This is a genomic window from Sphingobium sp., assembly GCF_032153725.1.
GTDB lineage: Bacteria > Pseudomonadota > Alphaproteobacteria > Sphingomonadales > Sphingomonadaceae > Sphingobium.
In genome coordinates this window covers 1-15,844 of record NZ_JALDYQ010000048.1, presented here as the reverse complement: position 1 = coordinate 15,844, position 15,844 = coordinate 1, and the positions used below count along the sequence as shown (strand labels likewise).

The following is a 15,844-nucleotide window of genomic DNA, read 5'->3' as shown; positions in this document are numbered from 1 at the left end:
CTCGTCGCAATGTTTGATTATTTGCGACGAATTGCTGGAATACGTAAAGGAAAATGAGGGAAACCAGGCTTTATTGCAAATCCGGTATGATTTGCGGACATTGCCCCCTTTTTCGTGAAAGACACGCGCTTCCCCCCTCCCGCAAGCGGGAGGGGGGTTGTTTGCACCCTATTCCGCTGCCTGCAGCAGTTCCTCAAACTCGGGCGTGGCGCCACGGCCGACGCTGACATAAGTGAAACCGGCCGCTTCGACGTCCGCAGGGCGATAAATATTCCGCAGATCGACCAGTCCATCACCGCTCATGCTGGCCTTGAGGCGCGGCAGATCGAGCGCCCGCAGCGCATCCCATTCGGTGACGAGCACGACCGCCGCAGCCCCTTCCGCCGCGACATAGGGATTGTCGCAGAACTCCACGTCGGACATCATCGTCCGCGCGGCGTCCATTCCTTCCGGATCATAGGCCCGGACCTGCGCGCCGCCGTCCTGCAAGGCCCGGATGATCGCGATCGACGGCGCGTCGCGCATGTCGTCGGTATTGGGCTTGAAGGTCAGGCCCAGCACGGCGATCGTCTTGCCCCGCACCGAACCGTTGCATACGGCCACCACCTTGCGCGCCATGGCCCGCTTGCGGCTTTCGTTGATCGCCACGGTCGTTTCGATGAGGCGGATCGGCGCGCCCGCATCCTCCGCCGTCTTGACCAGCGCCAGCGTGTCCTTAGGGAAGCAGGAGCCGCCATAGCCCGGCCCGGCGTGGAGGAATTTTGAACCGATCCGGTTATCAAGGCCAATGCCACGCGCCACCTGCTGAACATCGGCGCCGACATTTTCGCACAGGTCGGCCATCTCGTTGATATAGGTGATCTTCATCGCCAGGAAGGCGTTGGCGGCATATTTGATCAGCTCGCTGGTGCGGCGGCCGGTGAACTGGATCGGCGCCTGGTTGAGATAGAGCGGGCGGTAAACCTCCTCCATCACCGGGCGGGCGCGTTCGTCCTCAATGCCGACGACGATACGGTCGGGGCGTTTGAAATCCTGGATCGCGGCGCCTTCGCGCAGGAATTCGGGGTTGGACGCGACGGCGAACTGGGCATCGGGATTGGTTTCGCGGATGATGCGGTCGACTTCATCGCCGGTGCCGACGGGGACAGTCGACTTGGTGACGATGACGGTGAAGCCCTTCAGATTGGCCGCGATCTCCCGCGAGGCATCATAGACATAGCTGAGGTCGGCATGGCCATCACCCCGGCGGGCGGGCGTCCCCACGGCGATGAACACCACATCGGCCTGACTAACCGATCCGGCAAGATCAGTGGTGAAGGTCAACCGCCCCGCCTTCGCATTGCGGGCGATCAGGTCGGCCAGGCCGGGCTCGTAAATCGGCACGCCGCCCCCCTGCAACAGTTCGATCTTGCGCGCATCCTTGTCCACGCAGATGACATCATGGCCGAAATCCGCGAGACACGCGCCGGAAACCAGGCCGACATAGCCCGATCCGGTCATAACGATCCGCATCAATATTCTCCTTCTTCAAACGGCAGTTCGACCGACGGTCAACCGATGATCAAAGAGGCGCACGATTCCACTCCGGAAAACCCCGGATATATGGACCCTCACCCCTCATCATGGGTTGGACCTCAGGCGACCGAGCCCGATGCCCAAGTGGCCGGACCCAGCCGACCATTGACGCAGCGCAACATACCGCCGCGCGCAGCAAGGATGCAACGCAGCCCGCCGCTCCCAGAACACATATGGGCGCGGATCAGAGGCTTAGACACGGAAAAAGGGCGGGAGCATCGCTGCCCCCGCCCCGCTTCCCTCGCCCGGAAGAGCTTTAGAATTTGACGCGCACGCCCGCCGTGAAGGCGCGGCCGACAATGTCGTACACCGAGATATTGGTGGGCGGGTTGACGCCCGGAACGGTGCCGGGGATCAGCGGCGGGTCCTTGTCGAACAGGTTGTTGACCGTCGTGAAGAACTCGAAATTGCCGTTGCCGTTCGGGATCGTGTAACGCAGCGTCAGGTCGGTATACCAGACCGGCTTGACCTTCGGATTGACGAACTGGATCGGCGTGGCGCCGCCCGGAATATCAAGCCGCATCTTGCCGATATATTGCTCGCCGATGGTCAGGCCGAACGGCCCGTTGGTATAATCGACCGTCAGATTGCCGCGCCAGCGCGGGAAGCCCTGCGGATTGCTGGTGACGACGCTGACGCCCGCATAATGGGCGACCGGCGCGCCCGCATATTGCTGGGCATCGAACTTGTCGAGATAGTTGAGGTAGAGGCGAACGCCAAGGCCACCGTTCCCGACCGCCGTGCGATAGGTGAAATCGAAGTCGATGCCCGCCGTCTTCAGGAAGGCGATGTTCGCAGGCGTCAGGTGGACCAACGAAGGGAAGCTGGTCGGCGACGCGCGATCGATCAGATCGCACTCCGCCACGCCCGAGCCGCCTGCATTCAGGCAGTTGGTCAGGATCTGCTGCGCCGACAGGGAGTCGATCAGCTTGTCGACCTTGATATTATAATAGTCGATCGAGGCCGAGAAACCGCGCAGGAAGCTGGGCGAGAACACCGCGCCGAAGGTATAGGTGTCGGCCACTTCCGGCTTCAGATCGGGATTGCCTGCCGTCACCGTGTTGGTGTTGACATTCAGGCCGCTGCCATAGGTTCCGGCGGCATTCTTAAGGTCGTTGACGATACCGATGCCGCTTTGCGCGCCCGCATAAAGCTCGAACAGATTGGGCGCGCGGATGTCATGCGAATAGGTGCCGCGCAGCAGCAGGTCATCGACCGGCTTCCAGGTGCCGCCAACCTTCCAGGTCTTGACCGTGCCCGACGTCGAATAATCGGTGACGCGGATCGCGCCATTGACGCTCAGTTCCCTGAAGAAGGGCGCATCCTTCAGGATCGGCACCGCGACTTCGGCATAGGCTTCCTTGACGTTCAGCTTGCCCGCGCCCGAACCTACATTGGTCAGCCAGTAGAACAGCGTGTTGATCGGCCCGGTCGGATAGGGAACCGTCGCGGATTCGGCGCGAGGCACGCCGCGCAAGCCCGCAAAATAGGCCTCGCGTTCGACATTGGTGTCGAGCAGCGCCGGATCGGCGTTGCTGGTCAGCCGCAGCGATTGGCGCCGATATTCGACGCCCACCGCGACATCGACGGGACCGGCGGGCAGATCGAACAGGCTGCCGCTGATATTCGCGGCGAAGGCATCCTGCTTGAAGCGCGCCCGATAACTCGAGGTGCCGGTGGCATAGGCATAGCCCGCCGGGGTCGATTTGGACGGATCGCCATGCATCACGTCAAGCGGTTGGCAGCCCGCGAATTTCGAGGCATAGGCCGGATCGAGGAGGACGCGGCAGGTAATCTGGCCATTGGCCGGATTACGCACGGCATCCAGCGCCGCATAAAGCTTCTGATTGTCGTACAGGCCGACATTGTCCATCGAATGCTTGGAGTCACCATGATTATAGGTGACCTGCCAGTTGAAATCAGCGAACTTGCCGGTGAGGCCCGTCGTCGCCGTCCAGTAATCGGTCTTTTCGTAAGCGATCGGCTTGGGCTGCCCCGCATCCTGCTGGCCCACGACATAATAGTCATTGGCTGTTGCCAGCGCCGAATCCAGCGCCGTCGAAAGATAGGGATTGCCCTTGTAGATGCGGGCGGATTCCGTTGCCGGGATCAGCGAGTTGCCCTGCGTGAAATAATGATATTTGCTGCGGGCATAAACGCCCTGGACGAAGAAATTGATGTCGTCCGTCAGGTCATAGCTGATGCGGCCGAAGCCGTTATAATTTTTGAGCGGAGAAATCGCGTTGGTGTCGTTCGGAATCTTGTAGCCGTCACCGCCCTGCTGGAAGCCGGTGGTGCCGACCACGGTGCCCAGGTTGAACGCGCGGGTCGAACCGTCATTGTTGATGACCTGACCCACGAACGGATTGCCGACCACGCTCGATCCCACGATGCGGCCATTGGCGGCAAGGGCGGAAATGCGGATATCCGACGCGATCGCATAGGGATTGGCGGCGGTCCCCGGCGCCGCCGTGCACGTCCGGGACTGGCCATTCGCGGCGAGCGTGCAGGTGCTCGTCACGCTGCCGACGAAATTATAGCCCTGCGTCGAAAAGTCGCGATCCTGCCGCAGCATGCCGCGACTGTTGGAATATTCCGCGCTCAGCAGCACATGGCCGCGATCGCCCGCGAAATCCGATCCCCAGGCAGCGCCCAGCCGCTGATTGCCATTATTGCCGCGCTGGTCGACGCCGGCCTGGGCCACGCCCTTGAAGCCGGTGAACTTCTTGTCGAGGATGAAATTGACGACGCCTGCGACCGCATCGGACCCCCATTGGGCCGAAGCGCCGCCCGTCACCACGTCGACGCGCTGCATCAGCAGCTGCGGCAGGACGTTGGTATCGATGGTGCCGACATATTCGGTGGGCGACACCCGCATGCCGTCGAACAGGATCAGCGTGCGCAGCGGCCCCTTCGGGTTGTTGCTGGGCGTGCCCAGGCCGCGAAGGTTGAGCACATTGCCGTGGATCGGCAGGTTCGAGAAGTTGTTGGCCGATTTGGACGGGCTGAGCGAATTGTTGAACTGCGGCAGCTTGTTCAGCGCGTCGGCCACGCCCGACGGCGTCGTCTTCGCCAGTTCCTCGGTCGAGGCGACCGTCACCGGAGTCGGCGCGGTATAACCGTCGCGGACGATGCGCGAACCGGTCACGACGATATCGGCGTTGTTCGCCGGCCCTGCGGCCTGGGGCGTCGCTTCTTCCTGATTGGGTGCCGCTGCGGCGGTTTCCTGCGCCCATGCGGGCACCGCCATCGCGATGATGCTGGCGCTCACGGCCAGCGACGATACGAACAGGCTGTTCTTCGTCATCTTTCCTTTTCCTCTCCCTGCATGATCTTGACCAGGCAAAGCCACCCGGCTTGATCATTATTATCCCCGTGTGCACTTTTATAGTTATCCCACCCGAAGCTGATGTCAACTAATTTTGCACCGGTGGGAAAAGTTTACTCCAAATATCCCGTCTCTTGCTCCTTTCCCGAAATTTCAACGAAATCCGCGAACCCAGCCGACCCGCCGCCCCCGCCACGAGCGCGCGTTGCGGAACACATATTGACCTGCTGTGCAAAAATGTGTGTTATAGAGGCCCAGGCGGCGAAGCCCGGACGGAGGACCGCCCGATAAGATGTGGCCGGATAAGATATGGAGAGCAGCCTTGCCGCAGGACCATCAGCCAGCGCGCGCCAGTTCCAGAGGGATTGCGCAGCCATGATGCAGGCTACCACGACGATGCCGGCATCGCCTGGATCAAGCAGCACGCACGGAGATGCCTCATCCGACATCACCACCCCTCTCCTTGAGCAGGACCGCTTTCCTTCGCCTCTCATGGGCTGGTTGACGGTCGCGATCCTGTTCCTGCTCTACATCCTATCATTAACCGATCGAAATATCATGGCCTTAATGGTGGGGCCGATCAAAAAGGATCTGGGTCTTTCGGATCTTCAGATCAGCCTTTTGCAGGGTCCGGCCTTCGCCATTCTCTTCTGCCTTTGCGCCATTCCGCTGGGCATGGCGCTGGACCGGTTCAGCCGCCGAGTCGTGCTCTATCTGTCGGTGACGGTGTGGAGCATCGCCGCGGCCAGTTGCGGCCTGGCGGGCAGCTTTGCCGCGCTCGCCATGGCCCGCGCGGGCGTCGGCGCGGGCGAATCGGGCTTCGGCACCGGCAGCTATTCGGTCGTCGGTGACAGCTTTCCGTCTCACAAGGTGTCGCTCGCCATGTCCGTCTTCATCATGGGCGGGGTGATGGGCGCGGGCATCGTGTTTCTGTTCGGCGGCCCGATCGTCGCCGCCGCGATGAAGGCGGGACCCGCCGTCTGGCCGGTCTTCGGCCTGCTCCAGCCGTGGCAGCAGGTGTTCATCATGACCGGCGCGCCCGGCCTGGCTCTCGCCTTCCTTGTCTTCGTCTTTCGCGAACCGCCCCGGCGCAAGGCGGTCGGCACAGGTGCAGGCTATGGCGAGGCATGGGCCTATATGCGCGAGTACAAACCGCTTTATCTGGCCACGTTCGTCGGCTTCGGCCTTGCCTATGCCGCGACCATCGGCTTCCAGCTCTGGACGCCGGTTTATCTGGCGCGGGTCCATGGCTGGGAGCCGGGCCGGATCGGTCCGGTGATTGGCCTCGCCCAGATCGGCGCCGCGGCGCTGATCCCGTTGCATGGCTGGACGGTGGACCGGCTGTATCGCCGGGGGAAGCGCGACGCGCATCTCTCCTGGTGCCTGTTGACGGTGCTGGCCGCCGCGCCCTTCGGCATCGCCGCCTTTCTGGTCAGCAGCCCCTGGGCGACAGTCGCCTGTTATTGGTGCTTCATGGCGCTGATCCTCTCGACCTCCAGCATGGGACCCGCGACGGTGCAGGTCGTGACGCCGCAATATCTGCGCGGGCGCGTGTCGGCGCTTTATGTGCTGGCATCGGGGCTGATAGCCATGGCGGGCGGCCCTGCCTTTATCGGCCTCGTCACGGATAAAGTGCTGGGCGACGAGATGAAGGTCGGTCTGTCGCTCGTCATCAGCGTGTTCTGTGTGCTGCTGCCCGCCGCGCTTCTTTTCGCTTTCGGCCGCGCCTCCATGCGCCGCGCCCATGACGCTCTTGCCAGAGGATGATCCGATGATCGAAACCCGCCGCCCCGCCTTTATCGACGGCAAGCTCAAGAAGCTGCTGATCGACGGCAAGCATGTCGAAGCGCTTTCGGGCGAGACGTTCCAGAGCTTCAGCCCGTCCACCGGCGAACTGGTGGCCGAACTGGCGCTGGCGGGTGCGGAGGATGTGGACCGTGCCGTCCGCGCCGCCCGCATGGCCTTTGAAGGACCATGGAGCCGTTTCAAGCCCGCCGACCGGCAAGCCGTTCTGTTGAAGCTTGCCGATCTGGTCGACGCGGAGTTCGATGATCTGGCCCTGCTCGATTGCATCGAAATGGGCCGCCCGATCACCGCAGCGCGGGGATTGCGCGGGATGCTGCAACGATCGCTGCGCCATTTTGCGGGCGCGGCGACAGCGATCCATGGCGAGACGTTGTCCAACAGCTTTCCGGTCGACCTGCTCTCCTACACGCTGCGCGAGCCGGTCGGCGTGGTCGGCGCGATCATCCCCTGGAACGGGCCGCTGTTCAGCGCGGCGTGGAAGGTCGGGCCAGTTCTGGCGACCGGCTGCACCATCGTCCTGAAGCCCGCCGAGGATGCCTCCCTCAGCCCGCTTCGCTTTGGCGAGCTTTGCCTGGAGGCGGGCGTGCCGCCGGGCGTCGTCAATGTCGTGACCGGCGCGGGCGGCACCGGCGGCGCCCTCTCCGCCCATCCCGATGTCGACAAGATCGCCTTCACCGGCTCCTGCGAAACCGGCCAGCGGATCATCGCCGCCTCCGCCGGAACGGTGAAGAAGGTGACGATGGAACTGGGCGGCAAGTCGCCCAACATCATCTTCGCCGATGCCGATCTCGACATGGCGACGCCAGCAGCGGCGATGGGCGTGTTCAACAATTCGGGACAGGTCTGCGCGGCGGGCACGCGGCTCTTCGTGGAGCGCCCGGTCTATGAGGAAATGGTCCAGCGCATCGCCACCTTCGCGAAAGGACTGAATGTCGGTCCCAGCCTGGACCCCGATACCCAGATCGGCCCGCTGGTGTCAGCGAAGCAATATGCCCGCGTCTCCTCCTATCTCGAACTCGGCCCGCAGGAAGGCGCGCGGCTGGTGACGGGCGGGGCACGGGTGACGGGCGGCGATTTCAACAAGGGCCATTGGGTGGCGCCCACCATCTTCGCGGATGTGAAGGACGAGATGCGGATCGCCCGGGAGGAGATTTTCGGTCCCGTCTCCTGCATCATGCCGTTCGACGATTTCGATGAGGTGATCACCCGCGCCAATGCGACGCGCTTCGGCCTGGCGGGCGGCGTGTGGACGAAGGACATAGGCAAGGCCATGACCGCGGTGAAGCGCATCCGGGCAGGGTCGATCTGGGTCAATCACTATTTCGCGATGGACCCGTCCGTGCCCTTTGGCGGCTACAAGATGAGCGGCTTCGGGCGCGAGGGCGGCTTCGAGCATATCGACGCCTATCTCCAGACCAAGGGCGTCTGGATCAGGACTTGAGCACCGTGTTCCTGCGAAGGCAGGAACCCAGTCCCGCCCTCTGAACTGGGCTCCTGCCTTCGCAGGAGTACACCATTCCTTCAGCCCCTCACTTCCCGATCTCCAGCGCCCGTTCCGGGCAGGATTTCGCGCCCTTCCAGGCGAGCTTCTCGTCCGCCTCCGCCACGTCGATGTCGCCGGGCTTGATATAGCCCTCATCATCCAGTTCGAAGATATGGGGCGCCATGGCCCAGCAACGCGCATGGCCCTGGCATTTGTCATTGTGCACGATGATTTTCATGGGACTTCTCCTCCTCCTCAGGACCAGTCGAGGATCAGGTTTTCAATGCCGAACACATGTCCGCCAAATGTGATCGGCGCGGTGCCTTGCTTGATGCGGAATGTGGGGATGCGCTTCAGCCATTCCTCCAGCCCGACCACGATCTCCCGCCGGGCGAGATGCGACCCAAGGCAGCGATGCGGACCATAAGCGAAGGCGGTGTGGCGATTATCCTCCCGCGTGAGGTCGATCTTTTCCGGATGCGGAAACTCCAGCGGATCGCGATTGGCGATCATCGTCGCGCAGGACACATAATCGCCCTTGCGGATCGGCGCGCCTTCGAAATCCACATCCTTCGTCGCCACCCGGATCATCTGCACGGTCGGATAGGCGCGCAGCAATTCCTCCGCCGCCAGCACGATGCGGGAGGGATCGCCGCGCAGCAATGCCTGATCGTCCTGATGCCGCGCCAGATAATTGAGGTCGAACCCGATCGCCGCCGCCACCGTGTCCAGCCCCGCGACGAACAGCAACACGCCGGTCCCGCGGATTTCCTGATCGGTCAGTGGCCGGTCATCGATCTTCGACTGGACCAGGAAGGACATGAAGTCGTCGACCGGCCGCTTGCGCCGTTCGGCGGACAACTCATCGATAAAGGCGATGATGGTGCGGGCCGCAGCGGGCCGCTGGACATTATCGCCATGCAGCAACTCATTGGCCCAGGTAACGAATTCGTCCAGCCGATCGTCCGACAGCCCCAGGAAGCGCAGGAAGATGTTCACCGCGAAGGGAAAGGCGAAATCCTCCATCACATTGCAACTCGTGCCCGCCGCCGCGATCCTGTCGATCAGGAAGATCGCCCGCTCGCGCACCGCGCTTTCCAGCGCCATCACCCGCTTGGGCGACAGCAGCGGATTGAGCAGCGAGCGGAACCTGCCATGCTCGGGCGGGTCGAGTTCCAGCGGGATCATCGGCCAGTTTTCGCCCAGCGCCGAAGCGAAGATGCTGCGGTGGCTAGAGAAGGTTTCCGGGTCCTGCAACACGCGGCGCTGATCCTGCGCGCGGGTGATGACCCAGGTGCCGCGCCCGTCGCGGGTGTTGACCGGGGAATAGAAGATGCGGGGTCCCTGATGCACGATCGCCGCCGCGGCCTGCGGATCGCCATTGGGCGTCGGCTGCATGCCGGGGGAGGAAAACAGACTGAAATCCCCCACCATGGCCGGCGGAACATGGGCCGGAACCGGTTGGGACGCAAAGGTTTCCATATGCGCTCTCTCCTATGTGCGGACGGCGCCCCCGCGAATCGCCGGAGGCATCGACCGATCTCATGAATTTTGCATTTGAGTACAGTTTATGGCGCAGGAGCAGCCTGTCAACCATCACCGTCATGATGAAGGCCGATCGTCGCCAATTTTATCCTCTAGTGCAATTTATGCCTAGCCAGCGGTGCAGAATTGGCATAAGGATTCGGTCATGGAAGCAGGATGCTCCCATGCGCAGGAACAGGGACAGGATGCATGGCCGGGTTGGAGGGAAAGGAAGCGCAGCTATTCCGCGAGGAAGCGCGCGCATGGCTGGAGGCGAATTTCCCGCCTTCATTGACCAATGCCCCGTCCATCCATTTCGTCAGCGACCGGCGCGCGGCGGAATCCAACGCCGATTGGTGCCTCTGGCGCGAACGCATGGCGGAAAAGCGCTGGGGCGTGCCGACATGGGACCCGCGCTATGGCGGCGCGGGCCTGACGGAAGCGCATGGCAAGATCATTGGCGAGGAGCTGGCGGCGATCGGCGGATTCAACCCGATCCGCAGCTATGGCACGATGATGCTCGGCCCGACGCTGCTGGAATATGGCAGCGAGGAACAGAAGCAGGCGCATCTGCCCTTCATCGCCACCAATGAACGGCGCTGGTGCCAGGGCTTTTCGGAGCCGGGCGCGGGGTCCGACCTCGCCTCGCTCCAGACCAAATGCATCGACATGGGCGATCACTGGCTGGTCAGCGGACAGAAGATATGGACATCGGGCGCCGATCAGGCCGACTGGTGCTTCGCCCTCGTCCGCACCGACACCAGCCGGAAGCAGGGCGGCATCAGCTTCCTGCTGATCGACATGAAATCCGAAGGGATAGAGGCCCGGCCGATCATCCTGATCAGTGGCTCCACTCATTTCTGCGAGGTCTTCTTCAACGATGTGAAGGTGCCCAAGGGCAATCTGGTGGGCGAGGTCAATCAGGGCTGGTCCATCGCCAAGCGCCTGCTCCAGTTCGAACGCAACAGCCTGTCGGACGTGAAGGCGGAAATCACGCCCCTCGCCCCGCTGGCCCATGAATATTGCGGAACCGATGCGCAGGGACGCATCGACAGTCCCGATCTGCGGACGCGCATGGTCCGCAACGCGATGCGGCACGAAGCCTATCTGGCGACCGTCGCGCGCCTGACGCGGGAAGCGAACAGCGGCGGCCCCGGCAATGGCGTGTCCGCGCTCAAGAATCTCTGGTCGGGGATCATTCAGGACCGGGCCGAACTGTTGATCGAACTGATGGGCGCCAATGGCCTTGGCTGGTCGGACGAGCATTATACTGAAGCCGAACAGGAAGCGGCGCGGGCCTGGCTGCACAGCAAGGCCTTCTCGATCTACGGCGGCAGCTACGAAGTCCAGAACAACATCACGGCGAAGCGCACGCTGGAACTGCCGGCCTGAGAAACGATAAGGATGGGATCGGGAGGATGCTGAACGAAGAACAGCAGATGCTGAAGGACATGGCGGCGGAATGGGTGCGCGATCGCCTGCCCGTGACGGCGCTGCGGTCGCTCTATGGCCATGATGGCGGCGGACGGCCCGATGCGCGGGGCCATGATCCTGAAACCTGGGCAGAGATGGCGCAGATGGGCTGGGCCGGCATATTGGTGCCGGAAGCGCATGGCGGATCGGATTTCGGCTATCGCAGCATGGGGCTGGTGCTGGAGGAACTGGGCCGGACGCTTGGCGCTTCGCCGCTGCTGAGTTCCGGGCTGGTGGCGGCGTCTGCGCTGCGGCTGGGCGGCACGGCGGCGCAGCAGGCGCGCTGGCTGCCGGGCATAGCCGATGGATCGGCCATCGGCACGCTGGCGGCGGAGGAAGGGCCACAGCATGGGCGCGAGAAGATTGCGCTGACGGCGAAGGCTTCCGGCGACGGCTGGGTGCTGAACGGGATCAAACGGCCCGTGCAGGACGGCATGATCGCGACCTTCGCCATCGCCGCCGCCCGCACCGGCGGCGCGCCGGGCGACCGGAACGGGATCACCCTCTTTCTGGTGGAATGCGATGCTTCCGGCCTGACGCGCCAGGCACTGGACCAGATCGACGCGCGCCGACCTGCCCTGTTCACCTTCGATGATATGGCCGTGGGCGCCGATGCCGTGCTGGGCGAGGTGGGCAAGGGCGCCGACCTGCTCGACACGCTGTTCGACCGGGCGGCCATAGGCCTTGCGGCGGAAATGCTGGGCAATGCTTCCCAGGCCTTCGACATCACGCTCGATTATCTCAAGACCCGCGTGCAATTCGGCGCGATCATCGGCTCCTTTCAGGCGCTACAGCATCGCGCGGCGGAGATGTTCGGGGAATTGCAGCTCGCCCGTTCGGCGGTGGAGGTGGCGCTGGACGCCATCGATGCGGACGATCCCGCCCTTCCCGCCCTCGCCTCGCTGGCCAAGGCGACGGTGGGAGAGACGCTGCACAATATTTCGGCGCAGATGGTCCAGCTGCATGGCGGCATCGGCATGACCCATGAGCATGATGCGGGTCTTTATCTGAAGCGCGCGCGGGTGGCGGCGCAATGCTATGGCTCGACCGCCTGGCATCGCGAGCGTTGGGCGCGGCTCAATGGCTATTGAGGCGGGGTCGATGCAATCGCGTGAAATTCAATTGAAGCGCCGCCCTGTCGGCACGCCGCAAGCGGAAGACTTCGCCACCGTCACCATCGACGCGCCCCCACCCGGACCCGGCGAAGTGCAGGTGCGCAACCTCTGGATGGCGGTCGACCCCGCCATGCGCGGGCGGATGAGCGACGCCAAAAGCTATGTCCCGCCCTTCGCGCTCGACGCGCCGATGGAGGGGCCCGCGATCGGGGAGGTCATCGCCTCCAACGATCCGGCTTTCGCGCCGGGCGACCTCGTCTTTTCGCGCCTCGGCTGGCGGGAGGTTTTCAACGCCCCCGCCAGCGCGCTCCAGCAGCGGGACAAGGCCGCCCTGCCTTCTCAGGCCTACCTTTGCTTCGCCGGAATGCCGGGGCTGACGGCCTATGCCGGGCTGATGCGGATCGCGCAGTTGAAGGCGGGCGACGTGGTGTTCGTCTCCGCCGCCTCGGGCGCGGTGGGTTCGATCGCCTGCCAGATCGCGCGCAATATCGGCTGCAAGGTGATCGGATCGGCGGGCGGCCCGGAAAAGACCGCTTTCCTGCGCGACGTGCTGAAGGTCGACGCCGCCATCGACTATAAGGCGGAACCCAATCTCACCAAGGCGCTCGCCCGCGAGGTGAAAGCCATCGGCGCCAGCGGCATCGACGTCTATTTCGAGAATGTCGGCGGCGATCATTTGCAGGCGGCGCTGTCGCTGGCGAACAATTTCGCGCGCTTCGCCGTGTGCGGCATGATCTCGCAATATAATGTCACCGACGCGCCGGTCGTGCCGCGCAACCTGACCATGATCATGACCAAGCGCATCCGCATGGAGGGTTTCATCGCGCTCGACCATATGGACCTTGAGGCCGAGATGGTGGAGCGGATGACGGGCTGGAACGCCACCGGGCAAATGGCCTCGGCGGAAACCGTCTATGAAGGGATCGACAGGGCGCTGGACGCCTTTTGGGGCCTGTTCACCGGCGCGAATATCGGCCGCACCATGGTAAAGCTGGGATAAGCCTATGTATGAATTGCTGAAAGGCCTGCGCGTCGTGGAGGGCGCCGCCTTCATCGCCGGGCCGTCCTGCGGCCTGCATCTGGCGCAGATGGGCGCGGAAGTGATCCGCTTCGACGCGATCGGCGGCGGCCCGGACCATCGCCGCTGGCCGGTCGCGCCCAATGGCGACAGCCTCTATTGGGAGGGGCTGAACAAGGGCAAGAAATCCATCGCCCTGGACCTTGGCCGCCCCGAAGGCCGCGAACTGGCGGTGGCGCTGGCGACCGCGCCGGGGGAGAATGCCGGGCTGTTCCTCACCAACTATCCGGTCAAGGGCTTCCTCAGTCATGAAGCACTGGCAGCCCGGCGCACCGATATCATCACCGTGCGGGTGATGGGCTGGGCGGATGGATCGCCGGCGGTGGATTATACGATCAACGCGGCGGTCGGCGTGCCGCAGATGACCGGCCCAGCCGATGACGATCGCCCGGTCAACCATGTGCTTCCCGCATGGGACTTGCTGGGTGGGGCCTATGCCGCCTTTGCCATGACTTCCGCCCTGCTCCGCCGCCGGATCAGCGGAGAGGGCGCTGAAATCCGCGTTCCCCTGTCCGATCTGGCGGCTTCCAGCCTCTCGCATCTGGGATCGGTCGCGGAAGTCCTGTCCGCCGGTGATCGCCCCCGCATGGGCAATGACCTGTTCGGCGCCTTCGGACGGGATTTCGTGACAGCGGACGGCAGGCGGCTGATCGTCGTCGCCATCACCCCCCGCCAGTGGACCGGCCTGCTCAAGACGCTGGACCTCAGCGATGCGATCGGCGCGATCGAAACCGAACTGGGTATCAGTTTCGCCAAGGACGAGGGCACGCGCTTCACCCATCGCGCCCGCCTCTTCCCCCTGTTCGAAACTGCCTTCGCCACCCGGACGGCCGAAGCGCTCAAACCCGCCTTCGACGCAGGCGGCGTCACCTGGGGCGAATATCAGACGCTGCATCAGGCCGTGACGACCGATCCGCGCCTGTTCACCGCCAACCCGCTGTTCCAAACGCTAAGCCATCCGAGCGGCCTCATTTATCCCGCATCCGGTCCGGCAGGCACGCTGGCAAACGAAGCGCGCGGCCCTGTCGCCATCGCGCCCAAACTGGGCCAGCACACCGATGAGGTCCTCGCTTCCGTCCTCGGCCTCGACAGCGGCGCCATCGGACGGCTGCATGATGAAGGACTGGTGGCATGAGCGTGACCGACGCCGATATCGCCCATTGGCGCAGCTGGATCGGCAGGACCGAGAGCCGCACTGAACCACTCGATGTCCAGGCCCTCACCCGCTACGCCGCGGCCATAGGCGAACAACTCAACGTCGAGGAAGTCCAACCCTCGCTCGCCCATTGGGCCTTCTTCCTGCCTGTCGCCGCCGCCGACCGGATCGGCACGGACGGCCACCCCCGGCGCGGCGGCTTCCTGCCCCCGGTCAGCCTGCCCCGCCGCATGTTCGCTGCATCGGACATGCGCTTCAGCGGGCCGTTATTGCTCGATCGGGACGCCACCCGCATCTCCATCGTGCAGGATGTCGTCCATAAATCCGGGCGCAGCGGCGAACTGGTCCTGCTGACCGTCGAGCATCGCATCCTCCAGGCCGACAGCGAACGCCTGCGCGAGGTCCAGACCATCGTCTATCGCGATGCCGGCGCCGCCACGCCCGCGATCGCGCCCGCCGCTTTCCCCGCGGAGGCGGATGACGTGGCATGGACCCCCTCGACGGTCGACCTGTTCCGCTTTTCCGCCGTCACCTTCAACAGCCACCGCATCCATTATGACCTGCCCTATGCGACCGGGGGGGAAGGCTATCCCGGCCTCGTGATCCATGGCCCCTTCACCGCCGCGAAACTGTTCGGCCATGCGCGGCGCGGGGGACGCACCCCCAGCCGCTTCTCCTTCCGCGCCGTCGCGCCGCTCTTCCAGGGGCAGAGCATATTGCTGCGCGAGGATGAGGGCGGCCGCTGCCGCGCCATTCGCTGCGACGGAATGGACGCCATGGTGGCGGACGTCGCTTACTGAAGTTCCAGAGAGGAGATTGCACCATGGACGCCGAGACGTTCGAGCTGTTCCGCACCACCGTCCAGCGCTTCGTCGCCGAAAAGCTGATCCCCGCCGAGGATGAGGTGGAGGAAGCCGACGCCGTCCCCGAACGCATCATCCAGCAGATGCGCGACATGGGCCTGTTCGGCATCTCCGTGCCAGAGGAATTTGGCGGCCTTGGCTGCACCATGGCGGAGGAAGCAGCGATCATCCGCGAAATCACCCGCGCCTCGGTCGTGTTCCGCTCGGTCATCGGCACCACGGTCGGCATCGGCAGCCAGGGCATCGTCATGGACGGCACAGAGGAACAGAAGCGTGAGTGGCTGCCCAAATTCGCCACTGGCGAAGCGATCGCCAGCTTCGGCCTCACCGAACCGGAGGCTGGCTCCGACGCGGCCTCACTGCGCACCGTCGCCATTCAGGATGGCGACACTTACCGCATCACCGGCACCAAGCGCTTCATCACCAACGCCCCGCGCACCAGC

The 15,844-nt window shown here is 64.0% G+C and carries 12 protein-coding genes; 8 read left to right on the top strand and 4 right to left on the bottom strand.

The window, feature by feature from the left end; translation table 11 throughout:
• Positions 1-168 precede the first annotated feature (168 nt).
• Both RUH75_RS15390 and RUH75_RS15385 read right to left on the bottom strand, forming a co-directional pair.
• The gene (locus tag RUH75_RS15390; RefSeq protein WP_313807535.1) at positions 169-1,512 is read right to left on the bottom strand and encodes a UDP-glucose/GDP-mannose dehydrogenase family protein; all 1,344 of its coding nucleotides are present in this window, start codon (positions 1,510-1,512) and stop codon (positions 169-171) included.
• A gap of 319 nt (positions 1,513-1,831) precedes the next feature.
• Positions 1,832-4,882, bottom strand: a complete 3,051-nt coding sequence (locus tag RUH75_RS15385) for a TonB-dependent receptor domain-containing protein (RefSeq protein ID WP_313807533.1) — start codon at positions 4,880-4,882, stop codon at positions 1,832-1,834.
• A 396-nt stretch (positions 4,883-5,278) separates the two neighbouring features.
• Between RUH75_RS15385 and RUH75_RS15380 the strand changes: the two genes are divergently transcribed.
• Both RUH75_RS15380 and RUH75_RS15375 read left to right on the top strand, forming a co-directional pair.
• Complete coding sequence (locus tag RUH75_RS15380; RefSeq protein ID WP_313807531.1) at positions 5,279-6,670, top strand: MFS transporter; 1,392 nt, start codon at positions 5,279-5,281, stop codon at positions 6,668-6,670.
• Between the two features lie 4 nt (positions 6,671-6,674).
• On the top strand, positions 6,675-8,150 hold the full coding sequence (locus RUH75_RS15375) for an aldehyde dehydrogenase family protein (RefSeq protein WP_313807586.1): 1,476 nt from the start codon (positions 6,675-6,677) through the stop codon (positions 8,148-8,150).
• Positions 8,151-8,238: 88 nt separating this feature from the next.
• Here RUH75_RS15375 and RUH75_RS15370 read toward each other — a convergent pair whose 3' ends face one another.
• On the bottom strand, positions 8,239-8,430 hold the full coding sequence (locus RUH75_RS15370) for a ferredoxin (protein ID WP_313807529.1): 192 nt from the start codon (positions 8,428-8,430) through the stop codon (positions 8,239-8,241).
• 17 nt (positions 8,431-8,447) lie between these two features.
• On the bottom strand, positions 8,448-9,674 hold the full coding sequence (locus tag RUH75_RS15365) for a cytochrome P450 (RefSeq protein WP_313807527.1): 1,227 nt from the start codon (positions 9,672-9,674) through the stop codon (positions 8,448-8,450).
• Positions 9,675-9,926: 252 nt separating this feature from the next.
• On the opposite strand from RUH75_RS15365, the gene RUH75_RS15360 reads away from it, so the two are divergent.
• The 6 genes from RUH75_RS15360 to RUH75_RS15335 form a co-directional block, all read left to right on the top strand.
• Positions 9,927-11,108: an acyl-CoA dehydrogenase family protein gene (locus tag RUH75_RS15360; RefSeq protein WP_313807525.1), complete on the top strand. Its 1,182-nt coding sequence runs from the start codon at positions 9,927-9,929 to the stop codon at positions 11,106-11,108.
• A 26-nt stretch (positions 11,109-11,134) separates the two neighbouring features.
• Positions 11,135-12,280: an acyl-CoA dehydrogenase gene (locus RUH75_RS15355; RefSeq protein ID WP_313807523.1), complete on the top strand. Its 1,146-nt coding sequence runs from the start codon at positions 11,135-11,137 to the stop codon at positions 12,278-12,280.
• Positions 12,281-12,290: 10 nt separating this feature from the next.
• The gene (locus tag RUH75_RS15350; RefSeq protein WP_313807521.1) at positions 12,291-13,304 is read left to right on the top strand and encodes an NADP-dependent oxidoreductase; all 1,014 of its coding nucleotides are present in this window, start codon (positions 12,291-12,293) and stop codon (positions 13,302-13,304) included.
• A 4-nt stretch (positions 13,305-13,308) separates the two neighbouring features.
• Positions 13,309-14,517 (top strand): CoA transferase, encoded by a 1,209-nt coding sequence (locus tag RUH75_RS15345; RefSeq protein WP_313807519.1) that lies wholly within the window; start codon positions 13,309-13,311, stop codon positions 14,515-14,517.
• Positions 14,514-15,338 carry a MaoC family dehydratase N-terminal domain-containing protein gene (locus RUH75_RS15340; RefSeq protein WP_313807515.1) on the top strand — a complete coding sequence of 275 codons (825 nt, stop codon included), beginning with the start codon at positions 14,514-14,516 and terminating at the stop codon, positions 15,336-15,338. Before RUH75_RS15345 ends, RUH75_RS15340 begins: the two co-directional genes overlap by 4 nt.
• A gap of 23 nt (positions 15,339-15,361) precedes the next feature.
• The coding region (locus tag RUH75_RS15335) for an acyl-CoA dehydrogenase family protein (RefSeq protein WP_313807513.1) at positions 15,362-15,844 on the top strand (483 nt) is incomplete at its 3' end.

What these genes read in the sequence shown, in the direction of transcription:
- RUH75_RS15390 (WP_313807535.1), bottom strand. Translation starts at nt 1,512, where the DNA reads ATGCGGATCGTTATGACCGGATCGGGCTATGTCGGCCTGGTTTCCGGC.
- RUH75_RS15385 (WP_313807533.1), bottom strand. Translation starts at nt 4,882, where the DNA reads ATGACGAAGAACAGCCTGTTCGTATCGTCGCTGGCCGTGAGCGCCAGC.
- RUH75_RS15380 (WP_313807531.1), top strand. Translation starts at nt 5,279, where the DNA reads ATGATGCAGGCTACCACGACGATGCCGGCATCGCCTGGATCAAGCAGC.
- RUH75_RS15375 (WP_313807586.1), top strand. Translation starts at nt 6,675, where the DNA reads ATGATCGAAACCCGCCGCCCCGCCTTTATCGACGGCAAGCTCAAGAAG.
- RUH75_RS15370 (WP_313807529.1), bottom strand. Translation starts at nt 8,430, where the DNA reads ATGAAAATCATCGTGCACAATGACAAATGCCAGGGCCATGCGCGTTGC.
- RUH75_RS15365 (WP_313807527.1), bottom strand. Translation starts at nt 9,674, where the DNA reads ATGGAAACCTTTGCGTCCCAACCGGTTCCGGCCCATGTTCCGCCGGCC.
- RUH75_RS15360 (WP_313807525.1), top strand. Translation starts at nt 9,927, where the DNA reads ATGGCCGGGTTGGAGGGAAAGGAAGCGCAGCTATTCCGCGAGGAAGCG.
- RUH75_RS15355 (WP_313807523.1), top strand. Translation starts at nt 11,135, where the DNA reads ATGCTGAACGAAGAACAGCAGATGCTGAAGGACATGGCGGCGGAATGG.
- RUH75_RS15350 (WP_313807521.1), top strand. Translation starts at nt 12,291, where the DNA reads ATGCAATCGCGTGAAATTCAATTGAAGCGCCGCCCTGTCGGCACGCCG.
- RUH75_RS15345 (WP_313807519.1), top strand. Translation starts at nt 13,309, where the DNA reads ATGTATGAATTGCTGAAAGGCCTGCGCGTCGTGGAGGGCGCCGCCTTC.
- RUH75_RS15340 (WP_313807515.1), top strand. Translation starts at nt 14,514, where the DNA reads ATGAGCGTGACCGACGCCGATATCGCCCATTGGCGCAGCTGGATCGGC.